Origin of the sequence: uncultured Tissierella sp., assembly GCF_902479755.1 — a bacterium.
GTDB lineage: Bacteria > Bacillota > Clostridia > Tissierellales > Tissierellaceae > Tissierella > Tissierella carlieri.
Genome location: NZ_CABSQO010000041.1, coordinates 12,393 through 30,393 on the forward strand (window position 1 = coordinate 12,393; position 18,001 = coordinate 30,393).

Here is an 18,001-nt window from a genome sequence, read left to right on the forward strand (position 1 = left end):
TAGCAAGTGGGCAAAATCTAAGGCCGGATATTAATAGTGCAGAGTATATATTATATGCTGGTGCATTCCCAGGACATAGTGGGAAACCTATGCAAACCATAGCACGTCAAATAAAGCTTGGAGTAAAAGAAGGAAATCTTAAGTATTCAGTAATAGACCCTATTCTTGCTGGAGGGGCTGTGACACCTTTATATGAAAATAGTGAATGGGTTCCAATAAAGCCAACAACAGATAATGCATTTGGTATGGCACTGATTAGATGGATTATTGAAAATCGTAAGTATAACAATGATTTCTTAAGTTCACCTAATTATGAGGCTAGTGTTTCTAAAGGATTTAATAGTTGGACTAATGCTACTCATTTAGTAATAGAAGACCAAAAACATCCAAATTATAAAAAAATGCTAAGGGCAGAAGACTTAGGATTGGAAGTTGGAAAGGAAGAAAAAGACATATTCATTGTAATCGATAATGCTAGGAAGGAGTATGCTAGATTTGATAAGGCGACCACAGCGGATTTATTGTATGAAGGAAAAGTAAAAGGACCTAATGGAAAAGAAATACAAGTAAGAACATCCTTTGCTATTTTAAAAGAAAGTGCCTTCAGATATGAGATACATGAGTATTCAAGGGTTTGTGGTATTCCAGAGGACAAGATAGAAGAAATAGCAAAAGAATTTACTTCTCATGGAACTAAAGTAGCAGCAGATGGAATGGGAAGTACAGCTACTGCAAATGGGTCAGATATAACTATGATTCATTATATTTTAATGGCCATGGTAGGTAGTATAAATAAGAAGGGTGGAGCAATTACTAGAAGAAATTCATATAAATCTACTTCAGCTGGACCAAGATATCAATTAAACGTCATACCAGATGGACCAAAAGCATCAGGTATGAGAATTAGCCGTACTGGAGTTAGATATGAAGATACGACTGAATATAAAGAAAAGGTTGCTAAAGGAAAAAATCCATATCCATCAAAGATGCCATGGCACCCAATAGGAAGTGCCTCTGATAATCAAGGATTATTCTCTATTATAAATAAATATCCTTATCAGGCAAAAATAGTATTGAATTGGATGGCTAATCCTCTATTAGCAGTACCGGCTGGTGCTAGAAAAGAAGTGATTGAAGCACTGAAGAGTGTTGATAATGTTCCACTATTTATTTCTTGTGATGCATACATGGGAGAAATGACTGCATTAGCAGATTATATTATACCAGATACTACTCCCTATGAAAGTTGGGGCTTAGCTAATATTGAAGGAAACTTCTCAGGAAAAGGAGTTACTGTGAGATGGCCAATAGTAGAACCAGCAACCCCGAAGTTAGAAGATGGAAGACATATATCCTTTGAAACATACGTGATTGATGTTGCTAAAAAGATTGGATTACCAGGATTTGGAGATAAGGCAATATTAGATATGAATGATAACTTGCTACCATTAAACAGCAGAGAAGATTATTTCATTCGTGGTATTGCAAATATGGCATATGATGAAGAACCTGTGGCAGACATTCCACAAGAAGAAATAGAAATGCAAGATTTAGAAAATGCGGTTAAAGATTGGGCTGATATATTAACAAATGAAGAATGGCCTAAGGTATTAAACATAATGGCGAGAGGCGGTCGTTTTGAAGACCATGGAGCAGGATTTGAAGGTGATAATCATAAATATGCTTATAAAGGATCTGTTGATTTATATATTGAGAAGTTTGCAACTAGCAGAAACTCATTAACTGGTGAATATTATAATGGTGTAGCTGCATGGAGTCCTGAATCATTCTCTGATGGCAGTTTAGTAAATGATGTATTCCCAGAAACAGAATGGCCATTTAAGGCGGCAAATTGCAAACCTAAATTTAGAAGTATAAGTATGCTTGCTAACAGTTCCAGCCTTAGAGACTTAAGCAAACATAATTATATTGAGTTAAATACTGAAGATGCTAAAGCATTAGGAATATCAACTATGGATAAAGTAAAAGTAATTCCTGCTACAGGCGGCGAATTTATAGGACATGCTCTAGTAAGACCTGGTATAGCAAAGGGAACCATAGGTATAGCATTTGGATATGGGCATTGGGAATATGGCACAAAAGGATATAACATTGAAGGAAAAGTCCAAGAGAGCAATGAATTCATAGGTACAGGAGTACATTTAATGAATTTAATAGATCCAAAGGTGAATGGACTATTTGGTATTTCTGAGTCTTCAACTGGAGGGCCAGGTAGAAATGGTGGAGCTTACAAGGTAGAGAAGGCATAGATAGGAGTGAAAAGATGATAAAAGAAAGTATTTTTATAGCAAAAAAACGATTAGAGCTATATGAATTTTTATCTTTTTCCTTTTTAAATACTCCTTCAGAAGAATTATTAAACTTAATAAAAGATAATTCTTCGCAATTTGAAGAATTAACTGAAGATAAAATAGACTCTATTGAGGAAAAGGACTTAGATTATTTTATACAAGAATATTATGATAGATTTTTTGTACCTACTTCAAAATTATTTGTCCCGCCTCATGAATCGGCAATTAGGAACAAAGATATAAAGAATGGCAAAATATCCTATGGTAAATTAGATAGTCAGGAAACTTTTCATGTAAAAGCATGTTATGAGATAGTAGATTTCAAAGTAGACGAACTTAATGCTTTTAAGCCACTCAAGGATAATCATTATCCAGATCATATTGCATTTGAATTAGCTTTTTTGGCTTATTTAGTTAATTCTGAGCTTTTAGCTTTGGAAAATGGAATGAGTGAAAAAGCTAATAAATGGAGGAAATTACAAAAAGATTTTCTTGTTGAACATCTATCTAAATGGATTGCAGATTATGCTCTTCTAAGTAAGGAAAGGGGAGAAGGGTTGTACTCTTACTTAACTAATATTTCCGCCAAATGGATAGCGTTAGATTTGGAATATCTGATGGCAGAAAATCAATAAATTTAAAGAGGTGATTTAGAATGAAAAGATATGGAATGGTCATAGATTTAGAGCGTTGTGTTGGATGCCATGCCTGTACTATTAGCTGTAAAATGGAAAATAACCTTCCCGAAGGATGCTTTAACACTTGGGTTGAAGAGTGGGATGCAGGAGAATATCCCAAAGTATCAAGGGTAAAACTTCCAAAATTATGTAATCATTGTGTGGATGCACCTTGTGTTAAAGCCTGTCCTGTGAATGCAACCTTTGCAGCTGAAGGAGGTATAGTTGTAGTAGATGAAGAAAAATGTATAGGCTGCGGAGCTTGTGTAGCAGCGTGTCCTTATGATGCTAGATATATGAATAATGACACCAAGAAAGTTGGGAAGTGTACTTTCTGCATTCAGAGAGCAGAGGTTGGATTGTTGCCCGCTTGTGTAAGCACTTGTATATCTCATGCTAGATTTTTTGGAGATTTAAATGATCCAGAATCTGAAGTTAGCAAGATGGTTGCAGATAACAAGACTAATGGATTAAAAGATGAGTTAAAATTAGATATCAGCGTTACTTATATTGGATTGGATCAGGCTTTAAAAGACGGAGAGCCAGAGGAACGGTATAGAGGTGGAAAATAGATTATATAATTTGCTGAGAGAGGAGAGAAAATAAATGTTCGGTAAATTAGGAACAGGTGAATTAATTCTTATATTAGGTATTGCCTTGGTAATATTTGGTCCAGGGAAGCTTCCAGAAGTAGGAAAAGCATTTGGTAAAGCCATAGGAGAATTTAAAAGCCATGCAAATAAAGTATCTAAAGATATAGAAATTGATTTAAATGATAAAAAATAATAATATAAGAACAAGGTACTATAATATAGTACCTTGTTCTTATAAACTATTAACTAGTTTATTGACAAAGTTAATAACATGCCATACTATCATAGATAAAGATAATATATCAAATTATTACACAATCATTTTATGTTTAATATGAGGAGATAAAAATGCTAAAATTTGAAAAAATAATAGAAACTGCTACTTCTAGAATGGAACCAATAGCTTTAAATCATCAACGATGCTCAAGGGTACGTTCTCATTTAGGTAAGTGTAGTAAATGCATAGAGTGCTGTCCTGTAGAAGGAATAATCATTAAAAACTCAAAAATTGAACTGAATGATAATTGTATCCAATGCGGACTATGTGCATCAGTTTGTCCTACAGGAGCTATATCTATTCAGGAACCCACTGAATTAAATTTATATAATTACATAGAAGAGGAAGGAAAATTAGATAATACAGTAATTTTAACTTGCAAGCATAATGATGATATCTCAAAAAGTGTTTTCAAAGTACCTTGTCTAGGAGGTCTGACTTTAGAATTCTTATTGGGAATAGATACTTTGCGGTTTGAAATTAATGTTATTTTTTCCCAAGCAAAATGTAAGGAATGTATTGTAAAGAGTGGTATTGACTTATACTTAAATAATATTAAAAAGATCAAAAGAATAGAAGAAGATCTAAACCTATTAGGAGGATCTATAAAAAATACTGAAAAAGTTCCAAAAGTAAAGACTAGAAAAACGTCTACTGAAGAAATTGATAATGAGAGAAGAGAGTTCTTATTTTCTATTTTTAAATCTGTTAAAAAGCTTCCCAACACCGCAATTAAATATGTATTAGGGACTAATGATGATGATGATGAAAAGTCAAATGCAATTGTTGCAAGTCCAACAGTTAAAAAATATCCAATACTAGGGAAAGTTTTTAGTAAGATAAAAGGTGAAGAACTAATTAATTCTGAAATTATAGATTATTCAAAGCCATCACTAGTAGGGACATGTACTTTTTGCAGGGCCTGTACAATGCTTTGTCCAATGGGAGCATTAAAGTATATAGAAAAAGGGGACAAGCTAAGTTTATTTCTTCTAAGAGATGCTTGTAGCGGTTGTGGTTTATGTGTTGAGGTTTGTTACTATGGTGCATTAGAGCTAAAATCTAAAACAATTAAAGACTTTTCCTTTGTCGAACCGAGTATACTTGCTGCTGGAACTAAGCAAAGATGTAGTATATGCAAACAGATAATTACAGCTAGTAATACTGTAGAAATTTGCTCCTCATGCTTAAAATTAGGTAGGATTTATAGGAGGTAAATATGAGAAAAAGGATAGCTGTTTTTTTATCAATAATATTACTAGCAGTATTTATATTTCATATAGAAAAAAAATTTACTAGATATGTTAATAAAAATACAAACACCAAATACAAAATTGGTGTTATTTCCGCTACAGATAGTAGGCTAGGGAAGGTTAATGCAATGATAGATGGATTATATAATTACGGATATGAAAAAGAAGATTTAGAAATTATCATAAAGAATGCTGACGGTGATAAGGATAAGATAGAGCCTTTAGTACAAGAACTGGTGAAAGAAAGAGTGGATATTATTATAACTACTGGAACTTTTGAAACATCTGCCGCAAAAAAGTATGCAGATAAAGAAAGTATTCCTATAGTATTTATAGGTGTAGGATGTACTGTTGAATTGGGATTTATACAAGATAATATTTCTCCAGGATGTAATATAACAGGAGTAGATAGTCATTATGTTCAATTATCAGGAAAAAGACTAGAATTTTTAAAAAGAATAGTTCCAGACACTGAAGATGTATTGATATTATATAATCCACTTACAACTCCATTTGGTCCAAGTTCAAAATTTCTATATGAGGCAGCTGATAAGCTTCAAATAGAATTAGAATTAATACCAGTTACCAATAGAGAGGAAATTATTGAGACTATATCGAAAAATTATGATAAATTTGATGGAATAATGTTAATGTGTAGTTTATTATTTGAATCAACTATTCAAGATATAGTAGATGCATCACTAGAGTATAAGATTCCTGTTATGGGAGTCAATGATATTCAAGTTGAAAAAGGTATGCTAGCTTTTTATGGGAGTACTAACTACAACGAAGGACTTCAATCAGCTAGACTAGTAGCCAATGTCCTTGAGGGACAAGATCCAAAAATCATCCCAATAGAGTCACCAGAGAATTTAGAACTTCATATAAACGTAGATACTGCTAATGCTCTAGGTATAGAAATAGACTATTCTAAAATGACTTTTGTAGATAAGTTCGTAAAAAAAACTGAAAGGTAGAATTACATGGGAATATATAACAAAAAACAATTTTTGGTTAGCATAAAGTCTAAATTAATTCTTATGATGATAGGTGTAGCTGTTATCCCATTAGTATTTTTAGTTTTGATTAATATTAGAACATTAAAAACCGAAGTTCAAAAGTCCATACATAAAGAACATGAGCTAACGGCGTCAAAAATATCTCAGACAGTTGTTGAAATGGTAAAGACAACACAAGAATCCTTAGAGACTATAGCCATAACAAATCCAGAATTATTTGATTGGAGCAACAAGTTCAATAGAGAAGATATAATATATAGAATGTTGAAAAAGTATCATCATTTAGAAGAAATATCCATGATTTCTCCTAATGGTATGGAGCTAGTGAAAATATCAAAAAGATATGCTATTTCTCCAAAAGAACTAGAAAATATTTCAACAGACGAAAAATTCAAAACTCTGAAATGTGGAGAATTATATATTGGAAAACCAGAAATAGATTTAGATAATCAAATTGTCTTTGAACTGGGAATTCCAGTTGGTGGAGATAAAGAATATCTGACTGGAGCTATTATTGCAAAAATAAGTTTACGACAGGTAATGAAAAAGATAAATGCTACAAAAACAAAAGAGGGAAGCTATATTATTTTAATAGACGATATAGGATCTTTAATTGGCCATTCTGATTATAGTCAGGTAACGAGGAGACAAGACGTGACTAAAAGTAAGGGAGTAACAAGCTTACTTAAGATAAAAGCAGAAGAAAAGAATGTGTTGAAATATGAAAAATTCGAAACTATGATTTATGAATCATATTTAGGAGAAGATGTATTAGGTGTATACGGTTTAATTCCAATAGTAGATTGGGGTGTAGTAGTTGAACAACCATTAGATAATGCATATGCCACTATTAGACTAATGATAACTAGAATTATAATTACTTTTTTATTAACCATATTAATAATCGGAGTAGTAGGTTCTTTTCTAATATATCTTTTCATGAAGCCAATGAATGAATTAGCAAATGGAGTAAACTCTGTAAAGAGTGGGAATTTTGATTATAAAATACCGAAGCAAAACAATGATGAAATTGGAATGGTAATAGAAGCATTTAATAGTATGACAGAAGAGATAAAAAAAAGGAGAGAGAATGAAAGTTTAATAATGTTAGCAGAGAAAAGAGCAGCCATTGGTACTTTAGCGGCAGGAGTAGCTCATGAAATTAACAACCCTATGAATAATTTAGGCTTTTATGCTACGGATTTATTAGAACGATTGGAGACAGAAGATATAAATGACTTATATGATAATAATGTTATTCAAAACTATTTAGAAATAATAAAAGGGCAGATTGATAGATGTTCTGCCATTACACAAAATTTATTAAGATTTTCAAGAGAATCGAAGGTTGATATTACGCTGGTTAATGTTTTTAAGATTATTGAAGACATATTAAAATTAATGGAACATAGGTTGAAAAAGCAAAATATAGATATTGTAATTGATGTAGGCATTGCAGAGCCAATAATATTAGCGGATGAATCACAAATGCAGCAAATGTTATTAAATATAATAACTAATGCTGTAGACTCTATGGAAAATAAAGGAATTTTGACAATAGATATTAGTGAAATAGATAATGATGGTTTCTTAATACTTAAGATAATAGATACTGGATATGGTATTAAAGAGAAAGATAAAGCAAGGATATTTGATCCCTTTTATACAACAAAGCCTATTGGAAAGGGAACTGGCCTAGGACTATCCATTAGTCAGGCCATAATTGAGAGAATGAGAGGATATATTGAAATATATAGTGAAGAAAATATAGGTACAGAAGTAGAGATAAAACTTCCAATATCTAGAGGAGTGGAGGAAAATGGAAAGCTTTAGATTATTAATTGTAGACGACGAAGAAAAATTTATAGAAGTACTTAAAGATAGGTTAACAAGAAAAGGTCTTCATGTAGAAGCTGTTACATCAGGAATAGAAGCAATTAAATTGGTCGAAGAATTAGAGTTTGACGTAGCTTTATTCGATGTAATGATGGACAAAATAGATGGTTTAGAACTTCTGGAGAAAGCAAAAAAGATACAACCGGACATGGAAGTTATTATGCTTACTGGATACGGGACTATAGAGTCAGCTATAGAAGCCATGAGAAGTGGTGCATATGACTATTTATCAAAACCTGTAAATCCTATTGAATTAGAACTAGTTTTAAAGAGAGCTGCGGAAAAGAAAAGACTTAAGGGTTATAACGATAATCTCGTGGAAAATATTAAACTCATAAATGATAAAAAAGAGATTATAGGTGAGTCTCAAGTAATGTTGAACCTAAAATATATGATTGATAAGGTTGCTGATAGTCATTTACCTGTACTAATACTTGGAGAGAGTGGTACTGGTAAAGATTTAGTAGCTAATGCATTACATTATAAGAGTTGTAGAGGAGACAACCCTTTTATTCCTATAAATGCAGGTGCTATACCTGGAGAATTATTAGAAAGTGAATTATTTGGCCATGTAAAGGGAGCTTTTACGGGAGCTCATACTAATAAAAAAGGATTAGTTGAAATTGCAAATCAAGGAACTTTGTTTCTAGATGAAATTGGTGATATGGACCCAGCTTTGCAGGTAAAATTATTAAGATTTTTAGATACTGGAGAGTTTAGACCTGTAGGCAGTACTATGACTAAAAAGACTACAGTAAGAATTATAACAGCAACAAATAAAAATTTGGAAAAGGCAATCTATAATGGTAGTTTTAGAGAAGACTTATTTTATAGATTAAGTGTAGTTACAATTCCAGTACCCCCATTAAGGGAGCGTGGAGATGATGTATTGCTTCTTGCCAATTATTTTCTTAATAAAAATCCAAACAATAAAAAAGAATTAGCAGAAGAAACAAAAATGTTTTTAATAGAACATGATTTCCCAGGGAATGTAAGAGAATTAGCAAACTTCATTGATAGAGCAGTATTATTATCTAAAGGAAATAAAATTTATCCTTGGGACTTAATTCCAAGCTTAAATAATACTGAAAATCAATACAAAAAATATATTTCATTAGATGATGTAGAAAAAGAGCATATCATTGATATATTAAGATTAACTAATTGGGATAAGCCAGAGGCTGCAAAGATGCTAAAGATTGGTCTAAGAACATTATATAGAAAAATAGAAAAATATAAAATCGAGCAGTAAAAGTTAAGAATGATATATTTGTGTCAAAATGACAAAATTATAACTATATTTTTGTCATAAATGAAGTTTATATTATGAGCTTTTTTAATAAGGTTTGTAAATGGCAGTCAGAATATGTTCAAAAATTAACATTTTCACAATTTTTTAGATAATATATAGGTAAAACTTAATTATGGCATAGAAATTGCTAATATATAAATTTGTATTAAATTTATATATTAAAAATAATTATGCCGAGGTGATAATTTTGAAGCGAAGAACGTTTTTGAAGCTTTCTGCTTTTACGGCTAGTGCTGCTGCCTTAGGTTTAGGCGTATCAGGATGTAGTAAGTCTACTAGTAAGACAGATCCAGTAGATGAATTTCCAGTGTATAAAGGGAATCCTAATAATTTAGTAGAAGCAACTGTGGATAAAAAAACAGGAGAAGTAACTCCTAATGAAAATGTCATGATACGCCATAGCGTATGTATGTCATGTTACAATAACTGTGGTAATAGAGTTAAAATTGATAAAACTACTAATAAGGTTATTGGTGTTACTGGAAACCCTTTTCATCCAGTATGTGCTGAGCCAGCACTAGACAATAATAATACTGTAGAAGAATCATATAAAGCCTTCAGTTTACATAATGAACAAGGACTTACTAATAGAGCTACAGTATGTGCTGTTGGGAACTCAGGCTTTGAGATAATTGAGGATCCATTAAGAATTACAGTACCTTTAAAAAGAGCTGGCGAAAGAGGAAGCGGCAAGTGGAGACCAATTAGTTGGGAACAGTTAATGGAAGAAACAGTAGAAGGTGGTCAGATATTTAAAGAATTAGGGGATGACACTAAAATAGAAGGATTTAGACAAGTGTTTGACCATGAAACTTTAATCAATCCTGAGGCACCAGAAATGGGACCAAAGAGCAATGGATTAGTGTGGTTATATGGTGGTTCATATGGCAGAAGAGAGTTTACAATAAGATTCGTAAACGGAAGCTTTGGATCTCCAAATGTTTATGTGCACTCTGGTACCTGAGGTGGTGCATGGGTGCCTGCGTGGCAGGCCTTATATGATAAAAAAGGTCAATTTACACATAGACCTGATATAAATGATGCAGAATTTGCATTATATCAAGGGGTTTATCCCGGACATAGTGGTATGGGATATCAAGGATTAGCTCGTAAGACTGTAAAGGCTGTAAAAAGCAATGGCTTAAAACTTGCACTTGTAGATCCAGTGATGCAAGGTGGTACAGACATTCCAGGTGGAACAAAATGGATTCCAATAAAACCAGCTACAGATGCTGCATTTGTATTAGCAATAATGAATTGGATGTTTGAAAATCAAAAATATAATGGAGATTTTTTAGCTTGCCCAACATTAGAGGCGGCTGAAAAAATTGGATATAAGAGTTTTACCAATGCTGCTTATCTTGTAATAATAGATGAAAAACATCCTAATTATAGAAAATTCTTAAGGGCGGAAGATATTAAATTAGAATTTGAACCTATAGAAGGAAAAGAATCATTTATAGTAATAGATAAGGCTACTAATAAACATGAAATCTTCAATAAAGTAGATACGGCAGATATATTCTTTGAAGGAGAGGTGGAAGGAATCAAAGTAGCCACTGCTCTTGCTATGTTAAAAAAAGGAGCTAATAAATATAGTATAGAAGAATATGCAGAAATATGTGGAGTACCATCATCACAAATAATTGATGTAGCTAAAGAGTTTACTAGCCATGGATATAAGGTGGGAGTAGATACATTAGGTGGAACTGTAGCTATAAATGGATTACCTTTCGCCGTTGGATTATTAATGCTTCCAGCTATGTTAGGAGCATTTAATATGAAAGGCGGAATGACTTTAGGCGGGGCTACACATAAAGCCCATTCAGATGGACCAAGATATAATTTAAATACTGTAGAAGGTTCACTAGGGCTTAAGGGACCTAGAATAAGTAGAGAACAATTCCTATATGAAAATACAACTGAGTACAAAAAGAAAGTAGCTCAAGGAAAAAATCCATATCCTTCTAAATTACCTTGGCATCCAAATGGATTTAATTTAGATGGACATGCTATATTTTCAGCTATAAACAAATATCCTTACCAATGTAAGATCTTAGTAAATTGTGCAGCAAATCCAATTTATGGTGGTCCATCTACCTTTAATGAAAAAGTATTAACAGAGATAAAGAAAACTTCTAATATCCCATTATTTATTGCAATAGATACAGTAGTAGGTGAAACAAGTGCATTTGCAGATTATATTATACCAGATACAAATTTTAATGAGCATTGGGCAATATTAGGAGCAAGAGGAAACCACACAACAAGAATTACTGGAGTAAGATGGCCAGTTGTAGAACCTCCAACTCCAAAGGTAGGAGAATACGAGCAACATATAAGTATGGAAACATATATGATAGAAGTGGCTAAACGAATTGGTATGCCAGGATTTGGAGATAATGCTGTTACAGATTCTAATGGTAAAGTATGGCCGATTCACACTCGCGAAGATTATTGGATGAAGGCTATTGCCAATATGGCATATGATGAGGAAACTACTTTACCAATTACAGATAAAGATGCAAAATTGACAGGACTAGATAATATACCAAAGCATTGGAAGGAAGCTGTTACTGCTGAAGAACTTCCGTTAGTAAAGAATATCATGGCTAAGGGTGGTAAATTTGAGCCAGATAATAGTTATTATGATGGAGACTTTATGAAATATAAATCTACAGCTTGCATATGCTTCTATTCAGAAAATACAGCTACAACTAGAAATAGTATTACTGGGAAATATCATGAAGGTTCACCTATGTGGTTACCTGAAATGTTTGCTAATGGAGATTTAATAGATGAGATGTTCCCAGAATCAGAATATCCTTTTAGAATCTGTTCTTATAAGCCAAAGCTTAGAGGATTATCTATGATGAGTAATGCTCCAACACTTCAAAATATTGGAAGAACTAATTTTATTGAGATGAATAGTTTAGATGCTAAAGAACATGGATTAACTGATGGACAAGAAGTGGTCGTTGAAAGTGCTGCTAATCAAACAAAAGGAGTTTTAAAGGTTAGAGAAGGAGTAGCAAAAGGAACAATAGGAGTTTGTTTTGGATATGGTAAATGGGAATATGGCAGTAAGGATATCATAATAGATGGAGAAACTGTGGCAGGAGATCCAATAAGAGGAGAAGGTACTGCTACTAACCAATTAGGTTTATTAGATCCAACAGTAGATGGTATTTACGGATTATCTGAAGCGACTACTGGTAGCCCTAATAGAAATAGTATTAGAGTAAAGGTTAAACCAGTATAAAGGAGGAACCTAAATGCCAAATAATAATGTATCTGCAATGGATAGAGGCGGACTATACGAATTAATAGCTTCCTTATATTTGCAGTTACCAACAATTGAAAATGTAGAGCAAATATCGAATGCATTAATAAATGCAGAAGATATATTTCATGACATAGATTTTTCAAAGTTAATTGTCGAAGCAAAACAAAGGAAAGAAAAACTTACTAAGGAACCAGATTATATAGAAGAGCTTGAGCAAGAATACTATGATCATTTTCTAGTCCCAATTGCCAGTTCTTATATTCCCCCATATGAATCCTTTATAAAAGGTGCTATTAAGTTAGCACCTGGTGAAGGAAGAAAAAATAAAGGTGGATGGAAATATAATCGTTCAACAGTGTTACTTGATTATAACGTGAATCTTGCTTATGATTCAGTAGGATTTCAGCCTCAAAACATGAACATTATAAAAGAATTAAAGCATCAAAATAAAATGGATCATTTAGGATTCGAACTAGCTTTCATGGCATTCTTGTGCAATATGGAATCACAAGAGTTGTTTAATGAGGAGCAAGAGTCAGATAGTGAAAGCAATATTAAAAACTCTGTTAAATGGTATAATTTACAAACTCAGTTTCTAAAGGAACATCTTTTAAGCTTTATAAATACTTACTATAAAATTTCTATAGAAAAAGCAAAGCCATTTTACAGAAGTCTATCAGAATTACTGAATAATTATATTGAATGGGACTTGAAAAATAGATAATTTTTGGAGGTGACTACATTGAGTGAAAATATAAAGTGGGGAATGGTAATAGATGTAAGTAAATGTATTGCTTGTCATGCATGTACTGCTTCTTGCCGTATAGAAAATAAACTTAGTACTGATCAAAATCGTTCATGGGTTATAGAAACAGAAGTCGGAGCTTATCCTAATGTCCATGTTCTAAAGGTAGCCCAATTATGCAATCATTGTGAAAAAACACCTTGTGTAGAGGCGTGCCCTGTAGCTGCTACAGGTAAAAATGAAGAAGGAATCGTTTTTGTAGATAAAGAAAAATGTATTGGATGTTATGCCTGTGTAGAAGCATGTCCATATGGGGCTCGTATAAAGGACCAAGAAACTAAAAAGGTAGATAAATGCGATTTTTGTGCTCATCGTCTAGAGAATGGATTGTTGCCTGTATGTATTAGTACATGTACTACACAAGCTAGATATTTTGGAGATTTAAATGATCCAAATAGCTTAGTAAGTAAGTTATTAAAAGAAAATAAATATGAAGTATTACTTCCTGAAAAAGAATTAGAACCAAATGTATATTATATCGGTATAGAAGAATATAAAAACTTTGGGAAGTAATGTAAATAATAGTAATAATAATAAAAGAGATAGAATTAATTTGATTGAATGGGGAACTACAAAAGTAGTCCCTTTTCAACGTTAATATTTGAATAAATTAATATCAAAATCTTAGGATAGCAATTTAATGAATGGATTTTAAAATAAAGACAATTAATATCCTACTATGATATAATAAAAATATTATTAAATTAAAATCATATATAAGTAAGAATAAGAGCAATACCAATATAAAGTTATCCTAGAGGTGATTATTATGAAAGTAGTGAGAGTAGAAGAGGCAGTAGGAATGGTATTAGGACATGATATAACAGAAATAGTGCCAGGAGAGTTTAAAGGAGTGGCATTTAAAAAAGGACATATTATACAGGAAGCTGATATAGAAAGACTTCTTAGAATAGGAAAAGAACATATTTATATCTTTGAAATAAATGAAAATACATTACATGAAGATGATGCTGCCGTATCCATAGGAAATCTAATCTGTGGTGAAGGTATTTATTTTACCGACCCGAAAGAGGGAAAAGTTAATATTATGCCTAAGTATAGAGGATTATTAAAGATAAATAGAGAGATATTGGATGAAATTAATGATTTAGGAGATATGATATTAGCTACTATACATGGAGATAGATCTATTGATGAAGGACATTTAATAGGAGGATTTAGGGTAATCCCTTTGATTATTGAAAAAGAAAAAATAAATATTGCAGAAAAAATACTTAGAGAAAAAGGACCAATATTTGAGGTTAAACCATTTAAGAAACTAAAGACTGCTTTAATTATTACTGGTTCTGAGGTATATAAAGGTAGGATTGAGGATAAATTTGGTCCAGTTATAGAAAGAAAAGTTAAAGCATTTGATTCAGAGATTTTTTATAAAGTCATAGTTCCTGATGAGTTAGAAGTAATTAAAGATGAGATCCTTAAATCAAAGAATATGGGAGCAGAACTTATAATAGTTACAGGTGGAATGTCAGTAGACCCTGATGATAAAACACCTGGAGCAATTAAAGCAACTGGAGCTAATATAGTATCCTATGGAACTCCAGTTTTACCTGGTGCAATGTTACTTCTTGCTTATTTAGAGGATATTCCAGTAATGGGACTTCCAGGATGTGTAATGTTTGCACATACTACAGCATTTGACTTGTTGCTACCTAGAATTTGTGCAGGTGAAAAAATTATTCGCAAGGATATTACAAGGATGGGCTATGGAGGACAATGTCTAAGCTGTAATGTTTGTACTTTTCCAGATTGTAACTTTGGAAAACATTAAGGAGGAAAAACATGTTAGTAAATATATCTATAGAAGAAGCAAAGGAAATACTTCTAAATCAGGATATTAAAATAAATACGATAGATATACCTATAATAGAAAGTTTAGGATATGTTTTAGGAGAGGACATCATCTCAGATATTAATATGCCTCCTTTTGATAGATCACCTCTAGATGGATATGCTTTAAAATCAGATAATATAAAAGATGCTAGTAAAGAAAATCCTATAGTATTAGAAGTAATAGATTATGTTCCAGCAGGATATGTAAGCTCTAGGAAGATAGAGAATGGGCAGGCTATAAGAATTATGACAGGGGCCAAAATACCTGAAGGAGCAGATATTATAATTAAATATGAGGATACTGAATTTACTGATAAGGATGTTAAAATATTTAATTATCTTAAGCCAAATTCAAACATTGTAAAAATGGGAGAAGACATAGAAGAAGGAGATATTGTTCTCAAAAAAGGTCATCTTATTGGGCCAGCCGATATTGGCATATTCGCCACATTGGGAATAGGTATAGTAAAAGTATATTCTAAACCTAAAGTAGCTATTTTAGCTACAGGGGATGAATTAATCGATATTGATGAGATCCCTAGAGAAGGAAAGATAAGAAATAGTAATTCTTATACGATAGCTGCTCAGATAAAAAGAATAGGTGGACAACCTATAATACTAGGAATATGTGGAGATGAAATAGAAGATATAAAAAGCAAGTTAAAAGATAGCTTAGAATGGGCAGATATGGTTATAACCACAGGAGGAGTTTCAGTAGGAGATGCAGATTTAGTTAAAGAGGCTTTTCAAGAAATAGGAGGAGATATCCTATTCTGGAAGGTGAATATGAAACCTGGGACGCCGATTGCAGTAGCAAAGTATGAAAATAAATTAATATTTGGTTTGTCGGGTAATCCGGCAGCAGCCAGTATAACTTTTGAGAAATTTGTGAGACCAACTATACTTAGATTAATGGGAAAGAGTAAACTTAATCTAGTAAAGGTAGAGTCAAGATTAGAAAATGAGTTTACGAAAGTAAGCAATCAGAATAGATATGTTAGAGCAATAACTTATTATAAAGATGGGCAATTCTTTACCAAATTGCCTAATAAGCATAGCTCTGGGATTTTAACATCTTTATCAGGTACCAACTCATTATTATATATTAGAGCTGGTGATGGCCCATTTAAAAATGGAGATAAGATAGAGGTTGAAATATTAGAATATCCGGAGGTAGAATAATGATACCTGTGTTTTCAATTATTGGAAGTAAATCTAATACAGGAAAAACCATGATTCTTTGTAAGATAATAAAAGAATTAAAAAATAGGGGATATAGAGTAGCGACTATAAAACATCATATGGGTGATTTTGAGATAGACCATCCAGAAAAAGATACTTGGAAGCATTCACAAGCAGGGTCTGATATAGTTGTTATATCCTCCCCGGTTAAAATAGCAAAGATTGAGAAGGTACGGGAAGAATACAAATTAGATGACATTATTAGTAAAATTGAAAATGTTGATATTATCATAACTGAAGGATATAAGAAAGAGAATAAGCCAAAATTAGAAGTAATAAGAAAAGAAATTTCACTAAGTCTTATTTCTAAAGAAAGTGAGTTATTTGGTATAGTTACAGATTTTCCATTGGAAAATCAAATACCACAGTTTAACTTTGAACAAGTAAAAGAAATAGTTAATCTTATTGAAGAGAAATTCTTGAAAGAATAATTTAGAATAAAGGAGGCAATGTATATGTTTGGAAAAATAGGTGCAACAGAATTAATATTAATCCTTGGAATAGCGTTGGTAGTTTTCGGACCAGGCAAACTTCCGGAAATAGGAAAAGCTTTTGGCAAAGCAATAGGAGAATTTAAAAACCATGCCAATCAAATATCTGAAGACGTAAAAATAGACTTAGAAGATAAAAAGGACAAGGAATAAAAAGTATATTTAAAGCATAGCATAGAGCTTTAAATACTCAGCTTTAGGAGGGTACTCTATGGAAGATAAACAACTTACTCTAGTAGAGCATTTGAGTGAGTTAAGAAAAAGAATTATTATAATTTTCATAGCAATAATATTAGGAGCTGTCGCAAGTTATAAATACATTGATATCATCATTGAATATATGGTAAAACCAGCACAAAAGCTGGAATTCATTTATCTAAGTCCTCCTGAACTCTTTATGGCTTATATTAAGATAGCCATAGTAGTTGGAATAATAATTTCCTCACCAATCAGTTTGATGCAAATATGGCTATTTGTAAAACCAGGACTTAAAAAAAACGAACGCAAATACTTATTATTAGCTCTATATTTGGGAATAGTATTTTTCTTAGTAGGATCTGTATTTGCTTATTTTACAATAATTCCAATAACTATAGAGTTTTTTACTCAGGTTTCAGTAGAACAGATAGCTCCACTATTTTCCTTTGATAGTTATCTGAGTTTTATTTCCTCTCTATTGTTTTCATTTGGTCTTGTATTCGAACTTCCATTACTGATTATATTATTGACACAGTTAAATCTTATTACAGCAAATACATTAAAGAAATATAGAAAGATAGTAATTTTAATAATATTTATTATAGCTGCTATACTGACACCACCAGATGTAGTATCACAAGTATTGTTAGCATTACCTATGGTCTTTTTATACGAATTAAGTATATGGATTTCAGCTTGGATTGGGAGGAGAAAGAAACAAAGAAATAATAGTTAAAAGTATTTTTCTATAGAAATTATTAAATAAACTATTAATTATATAAAGGA

The 18,001-nt window shown here is 32.1% G+C and carries 17 protein-coding genes; all 17 read left to right on the top strand.

The features are described from left to right. Positions 1 to 29 precede the first annotated feature (29 nt). Positions 30 to 2,270, top strand: coding sequence for a molybdopterin-dependent oxidoreductase (locus tag RDK80_RS16855; RefSeq protein ID WP_308524955.1), 2,241 nt, complete (start codon positions 30 to 32; stop codon positions 2,268 to 2,270). 14 nt (positions 2,271 to 2,284) lie between these two features. After that, complete coding sequence (locus tag RDK80_RS16860; protein ID WP_308524942.1) at positions 2,285 to 2,947, top strand: molecular chaperone TorD family protein; 663 nt, start codon at positions 2,285 to 2,287, stop codon at positions 2,945 to 2,947. Positions 2,948 to 2,967: 20 nt separating this feature from the next. Further along, positions 2,968 to 3,561 carry a 4Fe-4S dicluster domain-containing protein gene (locus RDK80_RS16865; RefSeq protein ID WP_308524943.1) on the top strand — a complete coding sequence of 198 codons (594 nt, stop codon included), beginning with the start codon at positions 2,968 to 2,970 and terminating at the stop codon, positions 3,559 to 3,561. Positions 3,562 to 3,595: 34 nt separating this feature from the next. Further along, positions 3,596 to 3,775: a twin-arginine translocase TatA/TatE family subunit gene (locus RDK80_RS16870; protein ID WP_308524944.1), complete on the top strand. Its 180-nt coding sequence runs from the start codon at positions 3,596 to 3,598 to the stop codon at positions 3,773 to 3,775. Positions 3,776 to 3,930: 155 nt separating this feature from the next. Then, positions 3,931 to 5,076 carry a 4Fe-4S binding protein gene (locus RDK80_RS16875; RefSeq protein WP_308524945.1) on the top strand — a complete coding sequence of 382 codons (1,146 nt, stop codon included), beginning with the start codon at positions 3,931 to 3,933 and terminating at the stop codon, positions 5,074 to 5,076. Between the two features lie 2 nt (positions 5,077 to 5,078). Further along, the gene (locus tag RDK80_RS16880) at positions 5,079 to 6,089 is read left to right on the top strand and encodes an ABC transporter substrate-binding protein (RefSeq protein WP_308524946.1); all 1,011 of its coding nucleotides are present in this window, start codon (positions 5,079 to 5,081) and stop codon (positions 6,087 to 6,089) included. A 6-nt stretch (positions 6,090 to 6,095) separates the two neighbouring features. Further along, positions 6,096 to 7,964 carry a sensor histidine kinase gene (locus RDK80_RS16885; RefSeq protein ID WP_308524947.1) on the top strand — a complete coding sequence of 623 codons (1,869 nt, stop codon included), beginning with the start codon at positions 6,096 to 6,098 and terminating at the stop codon, positions 7,962 to 7,964. Further along, the gene (locus RDK80_RS16890) at positions 7,951 to 9,279 is read left to right on the top strand and encodes a sigma-54 dependent transcriptional regulator (protein WP_308524948.1); all 1,329 of its coding nucleotides are present in this window, start codon (positions 7,951 to 7,953) and stop codon (positions 9,277 to 9,279) included. Before RDK80_RS16885 ends, RDK80_RS16890 begins: the two co-directional genes overlap by 14 nt. 247 nt (positions 9,280 to 9,526) lie before the next feature. Then, positions 9,527 to 10,303 (top strand): hypothetical protein, encoded by a 777-nt coding sequence (locus tag RDK80_RS16895; protein WP_094902976.1) that lies wholly within the window; start codon positions 9,527 to 9,529, stop codon positions 10,301 to 10,303. A 12-nt stretch (positions 10,304 to 10,315) separates the two neighbouring features. Then, positions 10,316 to 12,601, top strand: a complete 2,286-nt coding sequence (locus tag RDK80_RS16900) for a molybdopterin dinucleotide binding domain-containing protein (RefSeq protein WP_308524949.1) — start codon at positions 10,316 to 10,318, stop codon at positions 12,599 to 12,601. A gap of 13 nt (positions 12,602 to 12,614) precedes the next feature. Beyond that, entirely contained in the window at positions 12,615 to 13,349 is a 735-nt protein-coding gene (locus RDK80_RS16905) for a molecular chaperone (RefSeq protein WP_094902972.1), read from the top strand. A gap of 18 nt (positions 13,350 to 13,367) precedes the next feature. Then, positions 13,368 to 13,943, top strand: a complete 576-nt coding sequence (locus RDK80_RS16910) for a 4Fe-4S dicluster domain-containing protein (protein WP_308524950.1) — start codon at positions 13,368 to 13,370, stop codon at positions 13,941 to 13,943. Positions 13,944 to 14,199: 256 nt separating this feature from the next. Then, positions 14,200 to 15,222 (top strand): molybdopterin-binding protein, encoded by a 1,023-nt coding sequence (locus RDK80_RS16915; RefSeq protein ID WP_308524951.1) that lies wholly within the window; start codon positions 14,200 to 14,202, stop codon positions 15,220 to 15,222. Between the two features lie 11 nt (positions 15,223 to 15,233). Next, on the top strand, positions 15,234 to 16,466 hold the full coding sequence (gene glp, locus RDK80_RS16920; RefSeq protein WP_094902970.1) for a gephyrin-like molybdotransferase Glp: 1,233 nt from the start codon (positions 15,234 to 15,236) through the stop codon (positions 16,464 to 16,466). Further along, positions 16,466 to 16,957, top strand: coding sequence for a molybdopterin-guanine dinucleotide biosynthesis protein B (mobB, locus tag RDK80_RS16925; protein ID WP_308524952.1), 492 nt, complete (start codon positions 16,466 to 16,468; stop codon positions 16,955 to 16,957). Before glp ends, mobB begins: the two co-directional genes overlap by 1 nt. Positions 16,958 to 16,981: 24 nt before the next feature. Further along, positions 16,982 to 17,170 (top strand): twin-arginine translocase TatA/TatE family subunit, encoded by a 189-nt coding sequence (locus RDK80_RS16930; protein ID WP_094902966.1) that lies wholly within the window; start codon positions 16,982 to 16,984, stop codon positions 17,168 to 17,170. A 58-nt stretch (positions 17,171 to 17,228) separates the two neighbouring features. Beyond that, positions 17,229 to 17,951 (top strand): twin-arginine translocase subunit TatC, encoded by a 723-nt coding sequence (gene tatC, locus RDK80_RS16935; protein WP_308524953.1) that lies wholly within the window; start codon positions 17,229 to 17,231, stop codon positions 17,949 to 17,951. The last annotated feature ends 50 nt before the right edge of the window (positions 17,952 to 18,001 follow it).